At 49.2% G+C, this 20,199-nt stretch carries 22 protein-coding genes, 1 pseudogene and 1 riboswitch; of the genes and pseudogenes, 4 read left to right on the top strand and 19 right to left on the bottom strand.

The window, feature by feature from the left end:
- Positions 1-160: 160 nt before the first annotated feature.
- Positions 161-327, top strand: a riboswitch (M-box (ykoK) riboswitch).
- A gap of 119 nt (positions 328-446) precedes the next feature.
- From mgtE to BMW55_RS05285, 3 genes are all read left to right on the top strand, one after another.
- Positions 447-1,775 carry a magnesium transporter gene (gene mgtE, locus BMW55_RS05295; RefSeq protein WP_425283823.1) on the top strand — a complete coding sequence of 443 codons (1,329 nt, stop codon included), beginning with the start codon at positions 447-449 and terminating at the stop codon, positions 1,773-1,775.
- Positions 1,776-1,858: 83 nt separating this feature from the next.
- Positions 1,859-2,860, top strand: coding sequence for a zinc-dependent alcohol dehydrogenase family protein (locus BMW55_RS05290; RefSeq protein ID WP_425283821.1), 1,002 nt, complete (start codon positions 1,859-1,861; stop codon positions 2,858-2,860).
- Between the two features lie 113 nt (positions 2,861-2,973).
- A complete protein-coding gene (locus tag BMW55_RS05285) occupies positions 2,974-3,600 on the top strand; it encodes a hypothetical protein (RefSeq protein WP_089966083.1) in 627 nt (208 codons plus the stop codon).
- Between the two features lie 141 nt (positions 3,601-3,741).
- On the opposite strand, the gene kynB is transcribed toward BMW55_RS05285, so the two are convergent.
- From kynB to BMW55_RS05200, 18 genes and pseudogenes are all read right to left on the bottom strand, one after another.
- Positions 3,742-4,362, bottom strand: a complete 621-nt coding sequence (gene kynB, locus BMW55_RS05280; RefSeq protein ID WP_089966081.1) for an arylformamidase — start codon at positions 4,360-4,362, stop codon at positions 3,742-3,744.
- Positions 4,362-5,645: a kynureninase gene (gene kynU, locus BMW55_RS05275; protein ID WP_089966079.1), complete on the bottom strand. Its 1,284-nt coding sequence runs from the start codon at positions 5,643-5,645 to the stop codon at positions 4,362-4,364. Before kynU ends, kynB begins: the two co-directional genes overlap by 1 nt.
- A 70-nt stretch (positions 5,646-5,715) precedes the next feature.
- Positions 5,716-6,570: a tryptophan 2,3-dioxygenase gene (kynA, locus tag BMW55_RS05270; protein ID WP_425283820.1), complete on the bottom strand. Its 855-nt coding sequence runs from the start codon at positions 6,568-6,570 to the stop codon at positions 5,716-5,718.
- 195 nt (positions 6,571-6,765) lie between these two features.
- On the bottom strand, positions 6,766-6,918 hold the full coding sequence (locus BMW55_RS19250) for a hypothetical protein (protein WP_170839755.1): 153 nt from the start codon (positions 6,916-6,918) through the stop codon (positions 6,766-6,768).
- A 102-nt stretch (positions 6,919-7,020) separates the two neighbouring features.
- The gene (locus BMW55_RS05265; RefSeq protein WP_089966077.1) at positions 7,021-7,395 is read right to left on the bottom strand and encodes a hypothetical protein; all 375 of its coding nucleotides are present in this window, start codon (positions 7,393-7,395) and stop codon (positions 7,021-7,023) included.
- Positions 7,396-7,405: 10 nt separating this feature from the next.
- Entirely contained in the window at positions 7,406-7,606 is a 201-nt protein-coding gene (locus BMW55_RS18965) for a hypothetical protein (protein WP_139179449.1), read from the bottom strand.
- 243 nt (positions 7,607-7,849) lie between these two features.
- Entirely contained in the window at positions 7,850-8,698 is an 849-nt protein-coding gene (locus BMW55_RS05255) for a fumarylacetoacetate hydrolase family protein (protein WP_089966073.1), read from the bottom strand.
- A gap of 24 nt (positions 8,699-8,722) precedes the next feature.
- Positions 8,723-8,824: pseudogene (locus BMW55_RS19640) on the bottom strand (short-chain dehydrogenase); the annotation flags it as partial.
- 156 nt (positions 8,825-8,980) lie between these two features.
- Positions 8,981-9,832, bottom strand: a complete 852-nt coding sequence (locus BMW55_RS05250) for a tetratricopeptide repeat protein (RefSeq protein WP_089966071.1) — start codon at positions 9,830-9,832, stop codon at positions 8,981-8,983.
- A 174-nt stretch (positions 9,833-10,006) separates the two neighbouring features.
- Positions 10,007-11,287: a type VII secretion protein EssB/YukC gene (locus tag BMW55_RS05245; protein ID WP_170839754.1), complete on the bottom strand. Its 1,281-nt coding sequence runs from the start codon at positions 11,285-11,287 to the stop codon at positions 10,007-10,009.
- A gap of 147 nt (positions 11,288-11,434) precedes the next feature.
- The gene (locus BMW55_RS05240) at positions 11,435-12,229 is read right to left on the bottom strand and encodes a polymer-forming cytoskeletal protein (RefSeq protein WP_170839753.1); all 795 of its coding nucleotides are present in this window, start codon (positions 12,227-12,229) and stop codon (positions 11,435-11,437) included.
- Between the two features lie 17 nt (positions 12,230-12,246).
- On the bottom strand, positions 12,247-12,903 hold the full coding sequence (locus BMW55_RS05235; RefSeq protein WP_089966065.1) for a DUF4004 family protein: 657 nt from the start codon (positions 12,901-12,903) through the stop codon (positions 12,247-12,249).
- Between the two features lie 415 nt (positions 12,904-13,318).
- Positions 13,319-13,786 (bottom strand): endonuclease domain-containing protein, encoded by a 468-nt coding sequence (locus BMW55_RS05230; protein ID WP_139179447.1) that lies wholly within the window; start codon positions 13,784-13,786, stop codon positions 13,319-13,321.
- 223 nt (positions 13,787-14,009) lie between these two features.
- Positions 14,010-14,909, bottom strand: a complete 900-nt coding sequence (locus BMW55_RS05225) for an SDR family oxidoreductase (protein WP_089966061.1) — start codon at positions 14,907-14,909, stop codon at positions 14,010-14,012.
- Between the two features lie 352 nt (positions 14,910-15,261).
- Positions 15,262-16,155, bottom strand: a complete 894-nt coding sequence (locus tag BMW55_RS05215) for an ROK family protein (RefSeq protein WP_089966056.1) — start codon at positions 16,153-16,155, stop codon at positions 15,262-15,264.
- A gap of 4 nt (positions 16,156-16,159) precedes the next feature.
- On the bottom strand, positions 16,160-17,194 hold the full coding sequence (locus tag BMW55_RS05210) for an SIS domain-containing protein (RefSeq protein ID WP_244527452.1): 1,035 nt from the start codon (positions 17,192-17,194) through the stop codon (positions 16,160-16,162).
- An 18-nt stretch (positions 17,195-17,212) separates the two neighbouring features.
- Entirely contained in the window at positions 17,213-18,151 is a 939-nt protein-coding gene (pfkB, locus tag BMW55_RS05205; RefSeq protein ID WP_170839752.1) for a 1-phosphofructokinase, read from the bottom strand.
- Entirely contained in the window at positions 18,148-19,008 is an 861-nt protein-coding gene (locus tag BMW55_RS05200; protein ID WP_089966052.1) for a class II fructose-bisphosphate aldolase, read from the bottom strand. Before BMW55_RS05200 ends, pfkB begins: the two co-directional genes overlap by 4 nt.
- A gap of 251 nt (positions 19,009-19,259) precedes the next feature.
- Between BMW55_RS05200 and BMW55_RS05195 the strand changes: the two genes are divergently transcribed.
- A complete protein-coding gene (locus BMW55_RS05195; protein WP_089966050.1) occupies positions 19,260-20,024 on the top strand; it encodes a DeoR/GlpR family DNA-binding transcription regulator in 765 nt (254 codons plus the stop codon).
- 68 nt (positions 20,025-20,092) lie between these two features.
- On the opposite strand, the gene BMW55_RS05190 is transcribed toward BMW55_RS05195, so the two are convergent.
- Positions 20,093-20,199, bottom strand: a 107-nt coding sequence (locus BMW55_RS05190; RefSeq protein WP_139179446.1) for a zinc ribbon domain-containing protein, incomplete at its 5' end; no start/stop codon positions are given.

Below are 20,199 nucleotides of genomic sequence, written 5' to 3'. Positions count from 1 at the left end.
TCAAGATCGACCCGCAACGATTCCATCCACTGTATCCATTTTTTTGTTTTATTCATATTATACAAACAGATCAACATCTTTACGCCCTCATTTACAAAAAATTAAATTGACAATACCTTACACAGAGGTTATACTTGCCCTATCCAAAGTCCATATTTTTTACTATCTCTGTTAGGTGAGGTTCCTGTTCGGAGAGACGCTACTGCCCAAAAATGTCGAGAGACGCCAATGGGTCAGCAGGAAAGATCGGAAGGAAGGTCTTTTCTAATGTAGCTGGTCGGTCGACCTATGCCGTTCAGTGCCAAAGCTCAATCGAGGGGGATAGTTCAGCGCCCATCATATGGGCTTATTTGGCTATGAATCCCTCTCTGTTTCAGAGTGGGTTTTTTTAATGCTTAGAAAAAAAGGAGGGGAAACGGATGAATTATGCTTTGGTTCAACAACAAATTGAATCTGCACTCAAAATTTCAGACACTAGCAAGAACGATCAGCTGTATGATCTTCTTCAGCAGTTGCAACCCTATGACTTATCCGAAATTCTGCGAGGGATGGACGAACGAGAACGAGTGGAGCTGATTGCAAACTTACCGCTGACCGATGCAGCTGAGGCGCTGGAATATCTCGAACCGGAGGTGCAGTATCAGATCTTGCACCATCTGCATGATTCTGTCGCTTCCCCTCTGTTGAAACAGATGTCCAGCGACACAGTGGTTGACATGTTGCTCGCGATTCATCCCTTGCAAGCAGAAAAAATGCTCCGGTTACTGCCGGAAGATTATCGGAATAAAATTAACAACTTAATGACTTACCCCGAATATACAGCGGGAAGCCTGATGACGGTAGACTACATCTCGGCGCGGTCCTACTGGTCCGGGGAAAAAAGCTTGCAGCACATCCGCAAAGTCGGACATGAGGCGGAGATCATCTCCTATATCTATGTAACCAGTACACGCGGGGAGTTGGTCGGAGTCGTTTCCCTGAAAGAAGTGATATTGGCGAGCCCCGGCACCCGCCTTGCCGACATCGCCACCACCGATGTCATCTCGGTTCCTGCCGAAATGGAACAGGAGGAAGTGGCCAACATCTTGTCACGCTACAGCTTTTACGCCTTGCCTGTGGTTGACAGCCAAAACCGGCTCATCGGGATCATCACGTATGATGATGTCGTCGAGGTGATTCAGGAAGAGGCGACGGAAGACTTCCAAAAATTAGGAGGAAGCCAGCCGCTGTCAGAACCCTACTTTAAGACGTCCATTTGGGACCTGTTCAGCAAGCGGATCATCTGGCTGCTCGTCCTTTTCATCGGCGGAGCCTATACCTCCAATGTTCTGGAAAGTTACCAAGGAGCCCTCGATAAAGTGGTTGCCCTCTCCTTCTTTATCCCGCTCTTGATCGGAACCGGCGGAAATACGGGTTCGCAGATCGTCAGCACACTGGTGCGTGCCCTGGGCGTCGGGGAAGTTAAATTTAACGATGTCTTGCGCGTGATCCGCAAAGAGCTTATTACCGGGTTGATTCTGGGTTTGTCGCTTGGCGTGGTCGCTTACCTTCGCGCATATCTAATGGACGTCGAGATCAATATCGGGTATGTGGTGGCGGTGTCCGCATTCTTTATCGTTTTGTGGTCTTCCCTCATCTCCGCGGTATTGCCGCTTTTACTCCATCGGCTGAGGATCGACCCGGCTGTCGTATCAGGTCCACTGATTACAACCCTGGTCGACGGGACCGGTTTGATGATTTACTTTACCACCGCTCAGATCATTTTGCACATTTAGAGGCGAGACGATTCTTCGCCTCTTTTTTTCATTCCAAAATGATAAAATACAGATATACATATTTTTATAAGGAGTGAGAAAATTTGCGAGTTCAAGCCATCACTCAATTCGGCGGCCCGGAAGTGTTTCAAAGCATGGAAACAGACCGTCCGAAAGTATTGCCCGGCCATGTCTTAATCCGTGTCGCCGCTTCCAGTGTAAACCCGATCGACATGAAAATCCGCAGCGGATTTGTTCCCGCGCTCGCCCCTGCTTTTCCTGCCGTATTGCACGGGGATGTGGCCGGCGTCATTGAAGAAACCGGCGAAGGAGTAACATCGTTTCAACCCGGTGATGAAGTATACGCCTGTGCAGGCGGCTTTAAAAATACTCCCGGCGGCGCGCTGGCCGACTATATGCTGGCGGACGCCCGATTAGTGGCACATAAGCCCAAATCCCTCTCATTCCGCGAAGCGGCTGCACTGCCGCTCGTCTCCATAACGGCATGGGAAGCGCTGATTGACCGCGCGCAGATTCAACCGGGACAAAAAGTATTAATTCATGGGGCCGCAGGCGGAGTGGGGCACGTGGCGATTCAGATCGCCAAAGCGAAAGGGGCGCAAGTGTACACCACCGCTTCCTCTGAAGAAAAGCTAAAAATTGCCCGCGATCTCGGTGCGGATGTGGCGATCAACTATCGCCGGCAGTCTGTCCGGGAATACGTGGATCAATATACGGACGGCCAGGGTTTTGACGTCGTGTTCGATACAGTCGGAGGCGCCAACATCGACCGTTCGTTTGAAGCCGCCAAAGTGAAAGGGACGGTGGTTACGATTGCCACCCGCTCCACCCACGATTTGACACCGATGCACAATAAGGGGCTCACTCTGCATGCCGTTTTTATGATCCTGCCAATCCTGACGGGAGAGGATGTATCCCATCACGGTCAGATTCTCAAGCAGATTGCTCAGTGGGTCGATGAAGGAACATTGCGTCCCTTGCTCGATTCCAAATCCTACAAGTTTTCCGAAGCGTCTCTCGCCCACAAACGCCTGGAATCAGGACAGGCCATTGGCAAAGTGACACTGGTGAATGAGAATTTTTAATAGGAAAACATGCCACTCCCCTCCGGCGGGGAAGAGGGGAGTGGTGATTCCCATGCAATCCGTTGGCAATCTTGCTGTGTGTTTTTCTATGTCAATAAGATAAGGTGGCGTCAATGAACTGGCTTGAAACTGGTCTCAAGTATATGTTTCGGGGAATCGGGTTTGCCATTTATTTCCCATTCTACTTGCTGTTCCGGATCGTTGAGCTTTTCTACACTTATTTGATTATTGTGCCGCTCGCGTGGGTGTGGGAAAAGGCGGTTTCCCCGGTTCTTCGCTTCATCTGGCAGTACTTCGCGGTTCCCGTTTGGATGTATTTGATCTATCATCCATTCCGTTGGCTGTGGATGCAAATCCTGTACCCCTTCTTCCGGTTCATCGCGATTTACATGTTGATTCCATTTTGCAAGTTTTTATGGTTGTGGATCATTTATCCCGTTCTCTATTATCTGATTTACTATCCTTTATACCTTGTATGGAAATACGTGTTGTACTGGCTTTATAAAGAAGTGATCCTGTTCGTTCTGCGCTGGTGCGAAATCATTGCCAAGTTCATCCTGAAAGGCATCTGGTGGGTCTGGCTTCATATCATCTGGCATCCGCTCCGCTGGATCATTCTTCATCTGATTTACTACCCGGTCCGCTGGATCTGGCTGAATATGATCTACCCCGTCCTTCAACTGGTGTACAAGGAAATAGTCAAGCCCGTTGCCGACTGGTTCCGCAAAATCATGTCTTAATCGAAAAATGCGGGTTATGGATGGCGGGTCAGGCCGGTTTGCGGAAAAAGTAAAGTCAACTGTAAACGAAAGAAGTGCCTGGTAGGCGGGCGCTTCTTTCGTTTACACAAAAAATTTCTGTCCAACCGTTCGCGCTCTCTGCTACCACTGTCGCAACACGGCCCGGACCGGACTGCCATCGGCTCCTTCCAGCTTGAGGGGCAAAGCGATCAGTTCATAATCCCCTTCCTCCACATCGGATAAACAGGCCCCTTCCAAAATGTGAATCCCCTCTTTGTGCAAGGCATGGTGGACGGGCAGCTCTTTGCTGTCGAGCCGGTCGACGGAAGGGACGTCCAAACCGAGCAATTTTACCCCTTTTTCCCCCAGAAACGGAGCCAGGTCTTCCCTCAAAAAAGTGACGGATTGCGGAAACCGTGCGGGGTCCGTCCAGGAATCGGTACGAATCAGCAAGCGCTTGACCCCCTCCAGGTCGATTCCCTGGAAATCAGAAGCTCCGATGCTCTCCCGACGGGGCAAGTGAACCACCCGGACGGTTCCCACATAGAGAGATAAGTCCAGTTCGTGCACCTTTTTGCCGTTCTCATCAAAATGGTAAGGGGCATCAATATGGGTTCCCGTATGGGTGCTGAGCAGGATTTGACCCACATTGACCGATCCGCTTTCTTCCTTGGTCCAGGCCAGCTGAAACCGGTACTCGGTATCTCCCGGCCAGACAGGCATGCCGACATATAGCGGACGGCTGATGTCAATCAAGCGCATCAGGCCACCACTCCTCTTACTTTCTCATATTGTTCGTATTTCTTCTCCACCATGATCGTTTTCAATCGCTGGACGGCTTCCCAGACTTCATGGTAAGACGTGTACAAAGCGACCGGGGCCAGCCGGATTACATGGGGGGCGCGGAAATCCGGCACCACTTTCTCCGCTTTCAACGCTTTGCAGATGCGTACCGCTTCGTCGTGCTCCAGGCATACATGCCCGCCGCGGCGATCATCTTCCAACGGATTGCCGATGGAAAATCCCCATTCGGCCAGTTCACTCTCAATCAGCAACATCAGATACCGGGTTAAGCGAAGGGATTTTTCGCGAATCCGATCGATACCCGCCTCGGCAAATATTTCCAGCGAACCGATTAACGGCGCGGTGCTGAACACATGCGGGGTTCCGATCTGAAAAGCGCCTGCATTCTCTGCGTGTTCGAGCTCATGTTTCATATCAAACTGCTTATCCTTGCGGGAGCTGAACCAACCGGCAAGCCCGGGGACCCGTCCATGGTGCTTTTCGTTGACATAAAGAGCTGCCACTCCCCCCGGACCGCTGTTGAGATACTTATACGTGCACCAGAAGGCGAAATCGACGCCCCATTCACTGAAACGGTGGGGGATGGCTCCAATTGAGTGGCAAGCGTCAAAGCCGATCAAAATCCCGCGCTCATGGGCGGCTTTCACCAGCCTCTCCATGTCTAATAATTGCCCGCTGCGATACAAGACCGTCGGCAGGATGACCATCTGCACTTCTTCCGTCATCGCGTGAATGAGATCGTCTTCGTCCAGGAGCCTTCCATCCCTGCTCCTTACCCGGATCAGATGGTCGGCGGGATTGAGTCCGTGAAGTCGCAACTGGCTCTGAAGAGCATAAATGTCTGACGGAAAATTCAATTCATCCGCGACAATTTTCGTTCGCTTTCCTTCAGGCCGAAAAAAGGTGGACACCAGTTGGTGCAGGTTGACCGTCGTGGACCCGGTTACAACGACTTCTTCCTTTTTCGCCCCCACAAGGGCCGCCATCCTGGCCCCCAGTTCTTCGGACAAATAAAACCACGGGTACTTTCCTTCCGTCCAGCCATCAATGGCATGCTGTTTCCAGGATTCGAGCATCAAAAGGAGAGATTGCTCCGCCCGTCGGGAACATAATCCGAGCGAATTGCCATCCAGATAGATCGTTCCTTCCGGGATGTAAAATTCCTCACGGAAAGCGTACAGTGGATCCTGCCCGTCCAATTGCCGGGCGTAAGATTCAGTCGGCTGAAAATCTTGCAACATGGAATACAACCTCCGAACGTTTTTTAGTTTGTGAGATTCATCCTTGGCGTTCAACCTTTGGTTTGTGTCTTTACAACTTCGTGCGAATATCCCACAATTCTGGGAAGAAACGGTGATCCAACACATTTTTCAAATAAGGAACACCTGAGGAGCCGCCGGTCCCACGCTTAAAGCCGATCACCCTTTCAACGGTTTTCATGTGTCGGAAACGCCACTGCTGCAGCCAATCTTCCAGGTCAACCAGCTTTTCGGCCAGCTCGTATAAATCCCAATATTTGTCCACATTCCGGTAGACAGACAGCCAGGCCTCTTCCACCGAGGGATGCGGCTGATACGGCTGGCTCCAATCCCGCTCCAATTGACCGGGATGAATGGGGAATCCGGCTTTCGCCAGCGCCTGAATCGATACATCATACAGACTCGGTTCATGGAGCGCTTTCTGTAAACAGTCGTGCAATTCCCGATCTTTTTTATAAATTTCCAATATATGCCTGCTCTTGTTTCCCAAGCTAAATTCAATCATTCGATATTGGTACGATTGAAAGCCGGAAGCCTGTCCCAGCTTGCCGCGAAACTCCATATATTCTGACGGAGTCAAGGTGGAAAGCACATCCCAGGATTGGATGATTTGCGATTGAATCTTGGAGACGCGCGCCAACATCTTAAAAGCGGCAGAAAGTTTCTCCTGCCGAATGTGGGCGATGGCTGCTTTCAATTCGTGCAGGATCAGTTTCATCCACAACTCGCTGGTTTGATGAATAATAATGAAAAGCATTTCATCATGATGGCCGGACAGGAGAGTCTGGCTGTTGAGCAGCCGGTCTAACTGCAGATACTCGCCATAAGTCATTTTGTTTTGAAAGTCTGTATAAATTTCTTGTTCAGGTACAAGATTCTCTTTATTAAACAGCTTTTTTTCCGTCATGATCCATCCCTCCGCTATAAAAATCAATTAGATCTTCAGACCGAATCGCTAAAGCTAATCTTTTCAATCTCCGCTCAACCTTCTCCCTTCCGTTTCGGAAGCGCTTTCATATTCAAGTATAAATCTATTTTAGCGTGATTTAATAGTTTCTATGTTTTTCCAGGCAGCAGACGAACAGTTCAAAGCCCCCCCTGTTCATCTTTGGCGGCGCCGTCGCGTGAAGAGCATCCATCCAATCAGCAGGATGATCAGACAGCCGGCCGCCAGCATGCCAATTTTGATCAGCTTGGCAATCACAATCAGCACAATTACCATGATCAGCATGGAAATGGGGAGATATTTCGACATGGGAAGCCTCCTGTTGGAAAAAGGTACCTTGACCTGTTGGATGACAAGCGATTCTATCATTCTATTTCATTATATCTTTGCGAGAGAGAAAAATAAAAAGCATCATTTCATCAACTCATCGTTCTCTCTCAACCCACACATGCAGCCGAACAACTTACTCTGAAGCAATAAAATCAGACATGAGCTTCTCACGATCCGGGAATGGAAGTCTCTCTGTTTCGATTCCGCTCCGAAATCTGTTTGGCGACTCCGTTCCGATGCAGTGGCAGAGTCACTCGTCGCCAAACAGATTTCTCCGCTGGTTCTGTTTATGGAGGTTGCAAAGAATGCAGTCCATGACAGCTTGACACAACCCATGAAGAAAGCCCTCTCCGGAATTTGTTTTCCGTCTCCGCTCCGCTGCAGTGGCAGAGTCGCTCCGCCGGAAAACAAATTCCTCCGCTCATAGCGTTCAGCCAGTTTCTCGAAATCATCCATGAATGGTAACCTAGAGATGAATATAAATTCGTGCAGGGAGGGCGTGATTGGACGAAGTGCCTTTGAGGCCGTCCCCAGCGGAGGCCCCGAACGAAGGGAGGAAGCGGATCACCTGTCTGAGCGACAGCGAGTTTGATCCGCGCCCGAAGAGAGGGGCCGGAGCGGCCAGTTCTTGCATCCTTGCCAGCCTCAAGAGCACGGAGACCGACACGGACGACCGCCCGGAAGCACAACCAGAGAAACACCCTTAACCAGCACACTTTCACAGCGAACCCCAGACCTGATGTCCACCACCACGGATGATCATGTGGGTCTGGCCATTTATGTATAAAAAAGGGACTTGGTGATTCCAAGCCCTTTGATTTGTTTCTTTTTTATACCATCCATTTACGGATCGGATGAAATCCGGGGATAGCGATTCTCCGCTGAAGCTCCTCCGCCGGACACAGCTCTCTTACATTTCTTGTTTCATGCGGTTGGAGAGCCGTCCCAGCCGATCGATTTCAATCGTTACTTCATCCCCTTCTCTCAACCAGACGCGCTTTTCCTCGGGATATCCCAGAATCACACCCTCCGGCGTGCCGGTTAAAATCACATCCCCCGGATGTAACGTCATATGCTGAGAAAGATAGCTGACGATCTCATCACAGGCAAAGATCATATCGGCCGTATTGGAATTTTGGCGCAGTTCCCCGTTCACGTAGGAACGAATGCCCAGCTCATTGGGATTGCCTACCTCATCCGCTGTCACCAGATAGGGTCCCAATGGACAAAATCCATCACAGCACTTCCCCAGCAACCATTGATTTGTGCGAAATTGAAGATCTCTGGCAGACAGGTCGTTAGCGGCGCAATAGCCGAAAACGTAGTCAAGTGCCTCTTCTTTGTCCACATTTTTGGCGGTTTTACCGATCACAATGGCCAATTCTGCTTCATAGTCCACTTGTTTGGAGTGGGCAGGCAGCAAAATCTCGTCTTGATGGGCAGCAACGGTATTATCAAACTTATTGAACAAAACCGGATACTCAGGGATCGGCATCTTGGACTCTTCCGCATGCTTCCGGTAATTCAGGCCAACACAGATGATCTTGCCCGGCCGGGGTACACAGGGGCCAAATCGTATCTCTTGTTCTTGTAACAGATCTTGTATGGTTCCGCTTGCGGCCATATGTTTTAATTCATCAAGCAGCGATGTTCCACCCTGTATGATTTCATCCATCGAATGAGGAAGCGGCAAAATTCCTTTTTCGGTGAGGAGCCCTGTCCGCAATTGCTCCTCTGAGCGATAGGTAAGCAGTTTCATCTGTTTCTCCCCTTTTGTCCAAAACTAAGCCATTTTCCCAAAGGTAACTCCCCTGTCGATATAGAAAGCCGAACCCATCATAAACTTGGATTGATCAGAAGCGAGGAATAATGCCGCTTTTGCCAGGATCTATCGTCAGGAGACAGTCTTCCATCAGATGATGCCCTATATTTCGTTGAATTAAAGTCAGGAAGCCCTACCGTCAGACTTATTTACTTCCCGTTTGTTGAGTTGCCATCGATCCTCATATGGCGATGATGCTGAGATGGTGTCGCGGAATATTTACTCCTTTTTATTCCGGTTAAATATTTGCTCAAATAAATTCATTAACTTATTGCCGGCTTCTCCGTCTCCTTTAAACCTCAATTCAAACTGCTTTAAAATATCGTCCTTATATTTTTTCTGTTCATCGGTATTCAGATTGCCCCAATCAATCTGACTATTGACGTCTTTTACCAAATGGGGGTTATGTTCCAGCATCTTTTCCAGGTTGGTCAAGGCCCGGGTCTGCTGATCCTCTTTCATCAGCCAGTTGATCAGCTCAATCCATGCTTCATCATGTTCCGGATGACGGGTTACATGTTGGTTCATTAAATCCAGGGCCATTTCCCTGAATTTTACTTTTTTGCGCAATTGATACTCGTTCCAATAGATTTTTGCCTTGTAATATTTGGCACGCCACAGATCCGGATAGATCTTGACTGCATTTTCGATGCTTTTCATTTTTTCCGTGTTATCCACATGATCCCCGAGGAAACTGGGCTCAAACATAAGTTGAAGGGATTTGATGGCGTCGCTCGTCTTCAGGTTTAGCTCTTCAATTTGCTGCTTGGCCAACTCTTGCTCGGGAATGATTTTCTGCATCCGTTTCTCGATCTCTTCCTGTACCATTTGCGGAACTTTTGTCGTCTGATAATAACCAAAAATGGTAAAAGCCAATCCGCTGATGGTTCCCAGCGTGGCTAAAATGGTCAAAAAATAGTTCATGTAAGTCATGACATTGGCTATATGATCCTCGCTGGCATTTTTGTTGATCAGTTGCGGAAAATAGGGCAATACAAAAATTCCAAAGAATAATAGCAAGCCGATCAATGCGATCATACCGTACAACAATAAATTCTTTTTGTTTTCCATGCGATCGTCCTTTCTGCTATTTATTTCTATCTCTATTATAATTTATTATTTTCTAATAATAGGATATATTTTAAATAAAAAAGAGCTGCTTAGCCAGCAACTCCTTGTATCTGTTGATTGGCATCCAGAGGATGATGGATGAACCGGTCGTTGACTTCTCCTCACAGCCTGAACTTACCTGCTTATAGCCTCATTCGTCTTGATCAGGGAATAGTGCAGCAAATCGGCGTCTCCGGTGCTCCGGGCAAACGTGTTGGCTGCTTTGTAGTCCTTTTTTTGAATATAGGCGTCCACGATGATTTTTTGTCTTCGGGGATCCAGTTTCACCTGATTGCGCAACTGAAGGATCGCATCGAAATCTTTCGTCAATACGGCCTGTTCAAAACGGACGGGCGGCTCGTCGGACTTTAACCGCCTGATCCCCTCCATGTTATGGGAGGACAGGTAATAAGCGACTACGACTTCTGCAAAATCAGGCATCAGATCAATGGCTTTCTCTGCCTGACCGGCGTACATGTACGTATATAACACCTCTTTTTTCTCGTCCGGCCCCAGTTGGTCAAAATCGAGCTGTGCAAATTCTCTTGCGGCTTTTTCATATTGCTTCATGGAAGCATAATGGAGTCCTCTGGTTAAAGCGGCCGGCTTGCGCTGTCGTTCGTTTTCTTTCACTTCTTTTGCTGAACGGGCCGGGGGAACGGTCATTTTCTGATAGACAGCGCCTCCGGCAATTGCAAGACTGATGGCGGCCAGGAGCCAGGCTGTTTTTACCCATTTACTTCCTTGAACGATTGCAGAATAAAGTCGCCGCTGTCTTTTCAAGTCCTCCTGTTCCACCAGTTCTTCAATTTCCGACCGCACGATGAAATATAGATCCCGGTATGTTTTGGCCTTGATGAGTTGCCTGACCAGCCATTGATATTTACGGGGTGTTTTTCGAATCGCGTACCTGCATCCGTATTCTTTCAATTCATCGAATCCCGCCCGGCAATATATCAGAAGAATTAAGCGTTTCACTTGCTCAAAGAGAGATTCTTCTTCGTAACCTTCTGCAGGAAGAAGCCCTTTGACGCCACAATAGAACACTTTTACCCCACCATCGGGATCGACGAAGAAGTTGACAGGCTTAAACACCGTCACAAGTTGGTCGTGACCTTCAAAAAATTCGCCGATCTTGGCCAAGTTCTCCGTGGCATTCAGCTTAACTATCAACCCGGTTTTCTTTCGGCGCATGTTTTCGAACGGAATAAATTTCGGGTCCAACTGAACCTTGTATATGAATGATTCTGTCTCTTCCGAGAACACAATGGTGACGGGAAAATGAATGTCCGGGTGCTCAAAAACGGGTTCCAACTCCTCCGGCGTACGAGCCAACACATTTCGTAAAGGTATCTCCCAATGGATCTCATCGGGGAGGAGTTTTAAGGTTCCATAGTTAAAACCGACGCTTCTCATGTGCTCACCCGCTAAGAACAGGCGTGAAATCAAGCCTGGTTCATGTGGTATACCTCTACTCAACATTATATCAAATCGGGATGATGCGGCGTTTGTACGCAAAAAAAGACCCTTCAGTGATGCATACGTCTCTGAAGGGGCTTTCTCTTATAGTTTGATTTTCTCCAATACCGTCGCCTCAGGGCTAACCTCTAATGAATCGATGTACTCCACCTTTTCAATCTTGCATCCCGGTCCGATGACCACGTGATTTCCGCGCACCACGTCCGCATGGGTATATTCCAGATTTACCGTTGTTCCCTCGATCGTTTTGGCTTTCAGCGTTTTGGACAGATGGCTGTTCAACCATTTCCAATCGCGTGAAATGCCGGCCCCGATTCCGAACCAGATTTTATCTTTGCTTGAATTTTTGACAAACGGCAATTGGTTCACCCACTCATTTGCCTTCGTCAATAAATGGAGCGGTTCGTGTTTGACCCGGATTTCCTCACCACCGATTTCTTCCGCATAACAATCCCACCCGATTCGAATGTCGATCAGTTGCGCATTGAGCAGCCCTTTGACTTCAAACCCTCCCTTGGAGGTAAATTCTTCAGCTTCCAGTTCTCCGTTCACCACGAGTTTGCCCACAGAATGAATCTTGTCAGACTTCACATTTCCGTCAAACAAACATTTTCCTTTATTCGTCAATTCTTCCAACACCGCGGATCCCTTTACATCGCAGCTGCCATGTACCCTAAACCGGGTGAATTGTACCGTTCCGTCAATCGAACAGATTCCGTTCACGCTCATTTCTTCCGCATTTACATCTCTGCGGAAGGTTCCGGCCCCATCCACTTGAATTTGCTTCGCTTTCACTTCCCCGTTGATGATCCCTTTGCCGGTAATCTTCACTTGATTAAATATCCCCCCGCTCTGTTCGCTGTATCCGGAAATATTCATGTCGTGTAAAGCCTCCATCAGCGGTCACCCTCCAACAAGTTTACATAATCATGTTCCGACAAACGCCGATGCAAGTCTTTGGCCCACTCTTCCAAATCGGCTGCTTCCAGTTGCCGGGTCCCGGAATCCAGGAAAAAGGATTTGCCTTGCTCGGTAAGCAGATAAAGCTTTTTCTCCCCTTTTTCGCACATGATCAACCGGTAGGAGTTGTTTTTCAGCTGCGGCAACCAGCTCTTCACGCTGGAGATCCATTCAGTGATCGCGCTTTCCTCCAGCTTCCATTCTTCTTTCCATTTGCTCATGATTGTCATGAAAAGGACTTCCGTAAAAGTAAATGTTTTTTTGGAAAAGCACTCTTCACATTGCTGCAGGATCGAAGGGTCCAGCCAGCGATTCTTCTTTAACTCCCCGCTTCGAAACAATTTGTTGGTAAACACCGGAGACAAAATGGAGGCCAGTTCTTCGAGTGAATATTTATCCTTGTTGTCCAGGATAAAAGCGACCCTTTTCAGAATCTTATCCTTTATAAAAAAGGTCTCTTGTCCGGTCGTCGTCGCTTGTTTAATAAACCAGGACTCCGGGATCAATTTCAGCCTCTTCCATCGGTACAGTTGCCCATAGGAGATCCCTGTCAGTGCCAACAGTTCTTTTTTGGAAATCAATTCTTCTTTCATCTACATCCACATCCTTATGAATGTAACAATGTTACGTTACCATCATCGTAACATTGTTACATTCATAAAGCAAGGGGTTGATTGGATATTTTTACTTCTGACCATTCAACAAAAAACGCCCTTTTAACAAGAGCGCTGAATCCCTTCAGTGACCTGTTTCGCGCGACAAGGTCCTGCTTTCCACCCGCAACGCGGGTTTAAGCACATTTCATCATCGCGTTATCTCCATCTTTTTCATGAATATGGATACTCCCATCTTGCTCTTTTTTCCATTCCATACCTTCTTGATCAAGACATTCTGTAATTGAATTAGAATTTGGTGCTTGGGATCCCGTCTATGTTCACGTTTGGCAAGTAGGAGCATCCGATTTCGGAGCTATTTGAATCCTTCGCAAAAAGAAAGAGGGTCTCCGAATCAGGAGTGATCCTCTTTCTTTCGCTGTTGATCCAGTTTATATGTGTAATCCAGGATTTTCTCAATTGTTTGTGCTCTTCGCTTCTTCACGTCCTGGTACGAAAAACGCATCACTTTCCACCCCAACCGGTGCATGTAGGCATCGCGCCGCCGATCATGCTCTGTTCGGTCTTTATGATACTTACGGCCGTCCAGCTCAATCACCAGTTTATAGTCAGGGAGGGCAAAATCCGCCCAATAGGGGCCGATGGGATACTGGGGGATGATCTTTCCCTTGTATGCACTCCGGATATCATAATATAACCAACGTTCCAAGATGCTGTCCGTCAGAAACATGTTTTTATCCAGGACCGGGAAATGCCTCCACGCAATCTGTTCAATGATGAACCGGATCGCCAGAAATGGATATAGCAAAATTCGCAACTTTTTCTTTGCCGAGTGTTTGAATTCAATGTACTTGCGGCGCATACGCCGATATATCTTTTTAACCGAGCCCCACCAAGAACGAATACGCCGAATAGAATTTAAAATCCAATCCAATAAAAATCCCTCCCCATTTCATAATACTATAAAAACAAGGAGAGATTACATATATTTCTTATTATTTTTATTTAATTTTATCGTCACTTTCGATCGTGCATCAAGAGATGACCAGACCATTGCTACTTTCTCCTGAAACTGTATGAACGACTTATGATTCGGTGATCACTCCCCCATTCACATGCAACACTTGTCCGGTAACATAGGAGGCATCATCGGATGCCAAATAAACGTATGTCGGAGCCAGTTCGAACGGTTGCCCGGCACGTTTCATGGGAGTTTCTGTTCCAAAAGTTTTTACAAATTCAGCCGAAAAGCTCGATACAATTAAGGGAGTCCAGATCGGTCCCGGAGCCACGGCATTTACTCGAATCCCTTTTTTCACCAACTGGAATGACAACGAACGGGTAAATGAGACAATGGCTCCTTTCGTTGACGAATAATCAACGAGCAGAGGATGACCGGCATAAGCTGTCACGGAGGTCGTACTGATGATCGAACTTCCCCTCCGCAGGTAGGGCAAAGCCGCCCGGGTAAGAAAAAAATGCGGATAAATATTCGTTTGAAATGTATTTTCCAACTGCTCCCTCGTAATGTTTAAAATACTCTTTTGCGGGAACTGTACCGCCTGATTCAACACCAGGATATCCAATTTTCCAAAATACTTGATGGTCTTGGCTACGACTTTATAACAAACGGATTCTTCCCGCAGGTCACCCGGGATCATCAAACAACTGCGACCGTAATGTTCAACCATTCTCTTCGTTTCGTTCGCATCTTCATGTTCATATAGATAAGCGATCGCCACGTCTGCACCTTCCTTTGCAAATCCGATGGCAACCGCCCGACCGATGCCACTATCACCGCCGGTGATAATCGCAACCTTGTCCTTTAATTTACCACTTCCTTTAACATATGGATTGTCAGAGATCGGCAGGGGGTTCATCAAGTATTCCAAACCGGGTTGTTGTTCCTGGTGCTGTGGCGGAAAGGTCAAGGGAATTTGTTTGCAAATCGTTTGGAAACCGTAGTACGGATACATGGGTATCATAGACGATACCTCCCCGACACGATGGTGGTACCGTAGAGTATTCACCCGGAACGTCCAATATTCCTAACCCGGTTGATTTCACTTTAAAACCAGGGGCGGTCGCGATTGAGAACCCCTGACGGAAAGCGATGCGTACCCGAACTGCCCGTGATACCGGCAACGTGTGCGCCGCGTCATTCCCCGGCAAACCCGTTCCATGGCAAGAAAAGCCTGCTTCCGAAATTCAAAGGCGGCCACAATGTTCATCCTGCTTTACATCCACAAACGATGGCTTTTCAAATATGCTGGCTGATCCGTCAGTTCAATCCGATCTTCATCCCAGCGATTTCCGTGGTGTGATGAATCGGACAAGCTAAAACACCCGAAGTCCCGCACCGATCAAACCGGCATCTCCCCGGAGGGTGGTGACCCGAATCCGGTCCAGGGCTGCGTGTTGCTCCGGGATCAAGAGAGGCTGCAGCTCCCGTTTTAAATCCGTGAGGAGTTCGGGGTGATTTTGCATGACGCCGCCGCCCAGCACAATCCGATGGGGATCAAGCAGACTGATGACTGTGTGCAATCCCCGTGCCAGGCAGCTGACCGCCTCGCGTACCACTTGAGTTGCCACAGGATGCCCTTGACGGTAAGCCCGGATCACTTCCCGGGTTGTATATCCTGGTTGCCGATCCTGTTCCGCCTGCATCCGGCGTTCAATCGCGGGACCGGACGCAATGGCTTCCAAGCTGCCTTCCAGACCCGCACCTTCCTGAATCTTGAGCAATCCCAATTCGCCGGCAAAACCCGCACCTCGCACAAAAGATCCCTGATGAATGATACTGCAGGCAATGCCGGTGCTGACAGTGAGATAAACAAAGGTTTCGTTTGCCGATTTCCCCGCCATGGACCATTCACCGTAAGCGGCCATGCAAACATCGTTATCCAGAATCACCGGAACAGAAAAGATCTCCCGCAGCCTCCGCACGACAGGGAAATGGTCCCAGGGAAGATTGTTTTGATATACCGCGATTCCTTTCTCCCGATCCACCTTTCCCGGCACTCCGACACCCATTCCGGCGATATCTTGCACTTGGATGTCCGCCTGTGCCAGCACTTGACGAATGCAGGAAACCACTTGGCCAAACATGGCTTCCCGTTCCTGAGGGATACTTTTCAACTCGCTCCGAAACGAACAGTTCCCTGACCGGTCGACCAGCGCACCGGCAATTTTCGTTCCTCCAATGTCTAAAGCCAGCGCATAGTTTGTCATGACGTCACTCTCCGATGGAGATTTTCACCACTTGATTTAAATTCCTGGGTTGATCCGGATTTAAGCCCAGCTTGACAGCCCGGCAGTAAGCCAGCATTTGAAAATGGGGAAGGAGCAGGATGGCCTGGCAAGAGCCGGAAAGATCGGTCTCAATCACCAATGCGGTATCGGCTGAAACCTGATCTGCGCAATGGCCAACTGCAACCGCATGCCCCCCGAAAGAGCGAATTTCCTCCATCAGCGGGGCATCCAATTCTTTCGTTTTTTCAGAAGTGAAGAGAATAACCGCCGTCCGGTCATCGACGATGGAAATCGGTCCATGCCTGAATTCCAGAGTGGAGTAGCTTTCGCATTCGGTTTGTGTCATTTCCTTCAGCTTTAGCGTCGCTTCGCGGGCAATCCCGGTTAATACACCGGAACCGAGGAAAATGAAACGGCGGTATTGTAAATTCTCCGCCAGCTCCCGAATTTGCGGTAATTGGCCGATTACTTGATCCATTTGCTCCGGCAATCGGGTCAACTCGTTCCATATCCGATCGTTTTGGCTTGTTTTAGCCGAGTAGAGCTGAAGCGCATACAGCATATTGGTGAAGGATTGGGTCATCACCACACTTTTTTCCTTGATATGATCCAGCACGATGCTCTCCGCCGCCAGGCGGGCCAATGCAGAACCGGCATGGCAAGTGACAGCCATCACCCCGATCTCTTTGCGGCCGGCAATCGTTTTACATGCGGCAACCGCTTCTGAGGTGGTTCCGGACCGGGAGATGATCACCAGTTGGTATTTCAGGCCTTTGGCAAACACTTGTTCAGGATGGAGAATCACTTCTGAAGCGGGAACTGCCAGTGCCGGCTTTCCGGTCACTTCCTGGAAAAAGCGGGCGGCCGAGACAGCCAGATAATAGGAGGTTCCGCAACCGGAAAAGACAGTCAGATCAGGATCTTTTTCATGAAATCTCTGCTCCTTGACCATTTGCAGGGTTTGCTTCAGTGCGTCCGGCTGACTGATGATTTCGTCATAAGTATGACTTGCTACCAACCTCTTCACTCTCCCTCATTAAGTTATGGACAGACGTACCAACTTCACCTGTGGGTTAAATTCCCGAATCCGGTCCGGAACGATTTCCCCGGCTCTTTCTTCCAGCGCATTGGCCGCACCGCAGGCAACAGCCCATTGTATACACTCTTCCAGGCTGCGATGTTCCGCAAGCCCCGCCACGAAGCCGGCCACAAAGGAATCCCCGCTGCCCACCGGATTGACGGCTTCGATTTGCGGCGGGATCGCGAGCCAGGCTCCGGCATCCCGGCGGGAGACGATCGCCCCTTCCGCTCCCAGAGAGACAGCGATCCACTCCACTCCGTGTTGGTGCCACTCTTGGATCACCTGTCCGATTTCTTCCCGAGTCAGCATGTTTGCGCCCAGGATCTGCCTGACTTCATCCAGATTGGGTTTGACCATGAACGGGCATGCGTCAAGCGCCGCCCGAAAGGCTGCCCCGCTCGTATCCAAAACCGCTTTGGCTCCGGACTGCTGAACGAGGTGAACCAGCTGTTGATAAGCCGACTGATCCAGCCCCAGGGGGAGACTTCCCGAAAAAACGACAAAGGAACTTTGTTTGGCCAGGTCCGCGCATTTGTCTTTCATCCGCTTCCACTCCGCAGGGGAAATGGCTGGACCCGGTTCAAGGACTTCTGTCCCGACCCCTTGATCGTCAATCATGTTGAGGCAAAGGCGTGATTCACCGCTTACCCGGCAGAAATCATGATTGATGTGCATTTCATCCAACAGGTGACAGATCCGTTGTCCGTTATAGCCGCCGATCAATCCTGTCGCTACCACCTGCTGCCCGAGGCGATGCAGCACCTTGGCAACGTTAATCCCTTTGCCGCCCGGGGCCTCGGTCACCTGCTGAACGCGGTGGATCCGGCCGCACTTCAGCTCTCTGATCCGGTATGTTTTATCGATGGCCGGATTGAGTGTCACGGTAGTTATCAACAGGTCGTTGCCCCTTTCCGTGAAATGGTGCTGATTTTTTCTTTCACAACCCGCTCTGCAGCTTGACGCGCAGGGATAAAGTACTTCCGAGGGTCTTCTTCCTCCGGGTGAAGAACGAGATAATTACGCAATTCTTTCACAAATGCGGCCTTGAGCTCTGTCGAAAAGTTGACCTTGCTGATTCCGAATGAAAGAGACGCTTGCAGGCTTTCTGCCGGAACTCCGGACGCGCCGTGCATCACCAGCGGGATTCCGACTCTTCTGTTAATTTCATCAAGGAGTTGCAAATCCAATTTGGGCTCTTTTTTATACTTGCCGTGAGCTGTTCCGAATGCCGGAGCCAAAAAATCAATTCCGGTTTTCCTCACAAATTCTGCGGCCAGCTCCGGATCGGTAAACATCGCCTTGCTACCTTCCACATGCAAATCGTCTTCCGTCCCGCCGATGGTCCCGAGCTCCGCCTCGACCGGCACGCCACATTCTTTCGCCAGTTGTACCGCCTCCCGGACCAAGCGCACATTTTCGGCAAACGGAAGCCGGGAACCATCGATCATGATCGACGTATAACCGGCTTTTAAACATTGCTTCACGACTTCCAGGCTGTTTCCGTGATCCAGATGAAGGGCTACCGGAACTTTCGCCTGCTCCGCCGCCAATTTGGCCATCGAAGCCAGATACTCGATGCCCACATAGCGAATCGTGCCCGGAGTGGTCGCCAGAATGACCGGAGCACCAAGCGCTTCTGCTCCGGCGATCACCGCTCTGATTCCCTCTAAGTGATGAACGCCAAACGCTCCGACTGCATATCCATTCCGGTAAGCATCCTCCAGCATCTCCCTGGTTGTCACTAAGGCCATTTCTTCCTCCCCCTCTCATGCTGGTTTTGATCTAATCTAATCATATTTTCTGTTTAGTGTAAAGATTTATACACTAAAAATGCACACATTCGATCATTTTTTTGTTCATTTATTTTCATATCCAAGCCTATCAACCCAAAAAAGTGTATAATTAGTACCATCATGACTTTTTTATGAGAAGTTCATGAGTGATGATGTCATCAAGAAAGGCTCGCAACAAAAAATCTTAAGCCGACCATAGGTGCATCCATATGAAATCCAACCAAAAACGCAAAGAATTGATCATGGAAATGTTCAAAACAGAGACTTTTTTGAAGATTGCCGATCTCAGCAAACAGTTTCAAGTCAGTGAAATCACGATCCGCAGGGATTTTGACGAACTGGAGGCCAAAGGATGGGTGACGAAAGTTCCGGGAGGAGCCGTTTTACGCCAGCCGACGGGGGAAAATTCGCTCCAGGAAAAAGAGCGCTTTCAACAGGAAGAAAAATTGAGCATTGCCAAAAAATGCAAAGAGATCGTGCAAGACGGCCAGGTGGTCATGCTCAGCGCGGGCAGCACGACCATGTATATTGCCCGTGAATTGAAAGATAAAAAAGAGCTAACCGTCGTAACCACCGGCATCAATATCGCATTCGAATTATCCGGGTTGCCCCATATTCAGCTCGTCATCGCCGGCGGGCCGGTCCTCCCCAAATCCTATGCCATGGTAGGACATATTGCGGAGAGAACCTTGAAGGAATTAAAAGCGGACATCGCCTTTATCGGCGTTGACGGGATCGATCTCGAACACGGTTTCACCACCACCCACCTGTCGGAAGCGTACACCGATCTCACGATGATGCAGTCGGCCAAACGGTCGATTGTGGTGGCCGATCATACAAAATTCGGCAGAGTGGCCTTATCCGTCGTTGCGCCCATCGAACAGGTTTCGGAGATCATCACCGATGCCAAAACAGATCCCCGTTTCGTGAGCGAGCTGGAAAAAAGGGGAATAACCGTGATTCGACCGATTTGACCGCTCCCCATGCCTAAAGGCAGGGGATTCTTGGGTAATCTCCCGCAACCGGGAGAAATAGACCAAGCTCAAACCGTGGGCCCCACGGCGATGAATCTTAAACCTTCTTGCAGAATGTTTTTGGCGGCATGGATGTCCCGATCTTGATGAACACCACATTCCGGGCATGTCCAAT

Origin of the sequence: Lihuaxuella thermophila (assembly GCF_900110165.1) — a bacterium.
Taxonomy (GTDB): Bacteria; Bacillota; Bacilli; order Thermoactinomycetales; family Thermoactinomycetaceae; genus Lihuaxuella; species Lihuaxuella thermophila.
This window is presented reverse-complemented; position numbering and strand designations above follow the sequence as displayed.

Bases quoted from the DNA above. Each gene is read 5' to 3' on its own strand.
- BMW55_RS05285 (WP_089966083.1), top strand. From the start codon at position 2,974: ATGAACTGGCTTGAAACTGGTCTCAAGTATATGTTTCGGGGAATCGGG.
- kynB (WP_089966081.1), bottom strand. From the start codon at position 4,362: ATGCGCTTGATTGACATCAGCCGTCCGCTATATGTCGGCATGCCTGTC.
- kynU (WP_089966079.1), bottom strand. From the start codon at position 5,645: ATGTTGCAAGATTTTCAGCCGACTGAATCTTACGCCCGGCAATTGGAC.
- kynA (WP_425283820.1), bottom strand. From the start codon at position 6,570: ATGACGGAAAAAAAGCTGTTTAATAAAGAGAATCTTGTACCTGAACAA.
- BMW55_RS19250 (WP_170839755.1), bottom strand. From the start codon at position 6,918: ATGTCGAAATATCTCCCCATTTCCATGCTGATCATGGTAATTGTGCTG.
- BMW55_RS05265 (WP_089966077.1), bottom strand. From the start codon at position 7,395: ATGGATGATTTCGAGAAACTGGCTGAACGCTATGAGCGGAGGAATTTG.
- BMW55_RS05255 (WP_089966073.1), bottom strand. From the start codon at position 8,698: ATGAAACTGCTTACCTATCGCTCAGAGGAGCAATTGCGGACAGGGCTC.
- BMW55_RS05250 (WP_089966071.1), bottom strand. From the start codon at position 9,832: ATGGAAAACAAAAAGAATTTATTGTTGTACGGTATGATCGCATTGATC.
- BMW55_RS05245 (WP_170839754.1), bottom strand. From the start codon at position 11,287: ATGAGAAGCGTCGGTTTTAACTATGGAACCTTAAAACTCCTCCCCGAT.
- BMW55_RS05240 (WP_170839753.1), bottom strand. From the start codon at position 12,229: ATGAATATTTCCGGATACAGCGAACAGAGCGGGGGGATATTTAATCAA.
- BMW55_RS05235 (WP_089966065.1), bottom strand. From the start codon at position 12,903: ATGAAAGAAGAATTGATTTCCAAAAAAGAACTGTTGGCACTGACAGGG.
- BMW55_RS05230 (WP_139179447.1), bottom strand. From the start codon at position 13,786: ATGCGCCGCAAGTACATTGAATTCAAACACTCGGCAAAGAAAAAGTTG.
- BMW55_RS05225 (WP_089966061.1), bottom strand. From the start codon at position 14,909: ATGATACCCATGTATCCGTACTACGGTTTCCAAACGATTTGCAAACAA.
- BMW55_RS05215 (WP_089966056.1), bottom strand. From the start codon at position 16,155: ATGACAAACTATGCGCTGGCTTTAGACATTGGAGGAACGAAAATTGCC.
- BMW55_RS05200 (WP_089966052.1), bottom strand. From the start codon at position 19,008: ATGGCCTTAGTGACAACCAGGGAGATGCTGGAGGATGCTTACCGGAAT.
- BMW55_RS05195 (WP_089966050.1), top strand. From the start codon at position 19,260: ATGAAATCCAACCAAAAACGCAAAGAATTGATCATGGAAATGTTCAAA.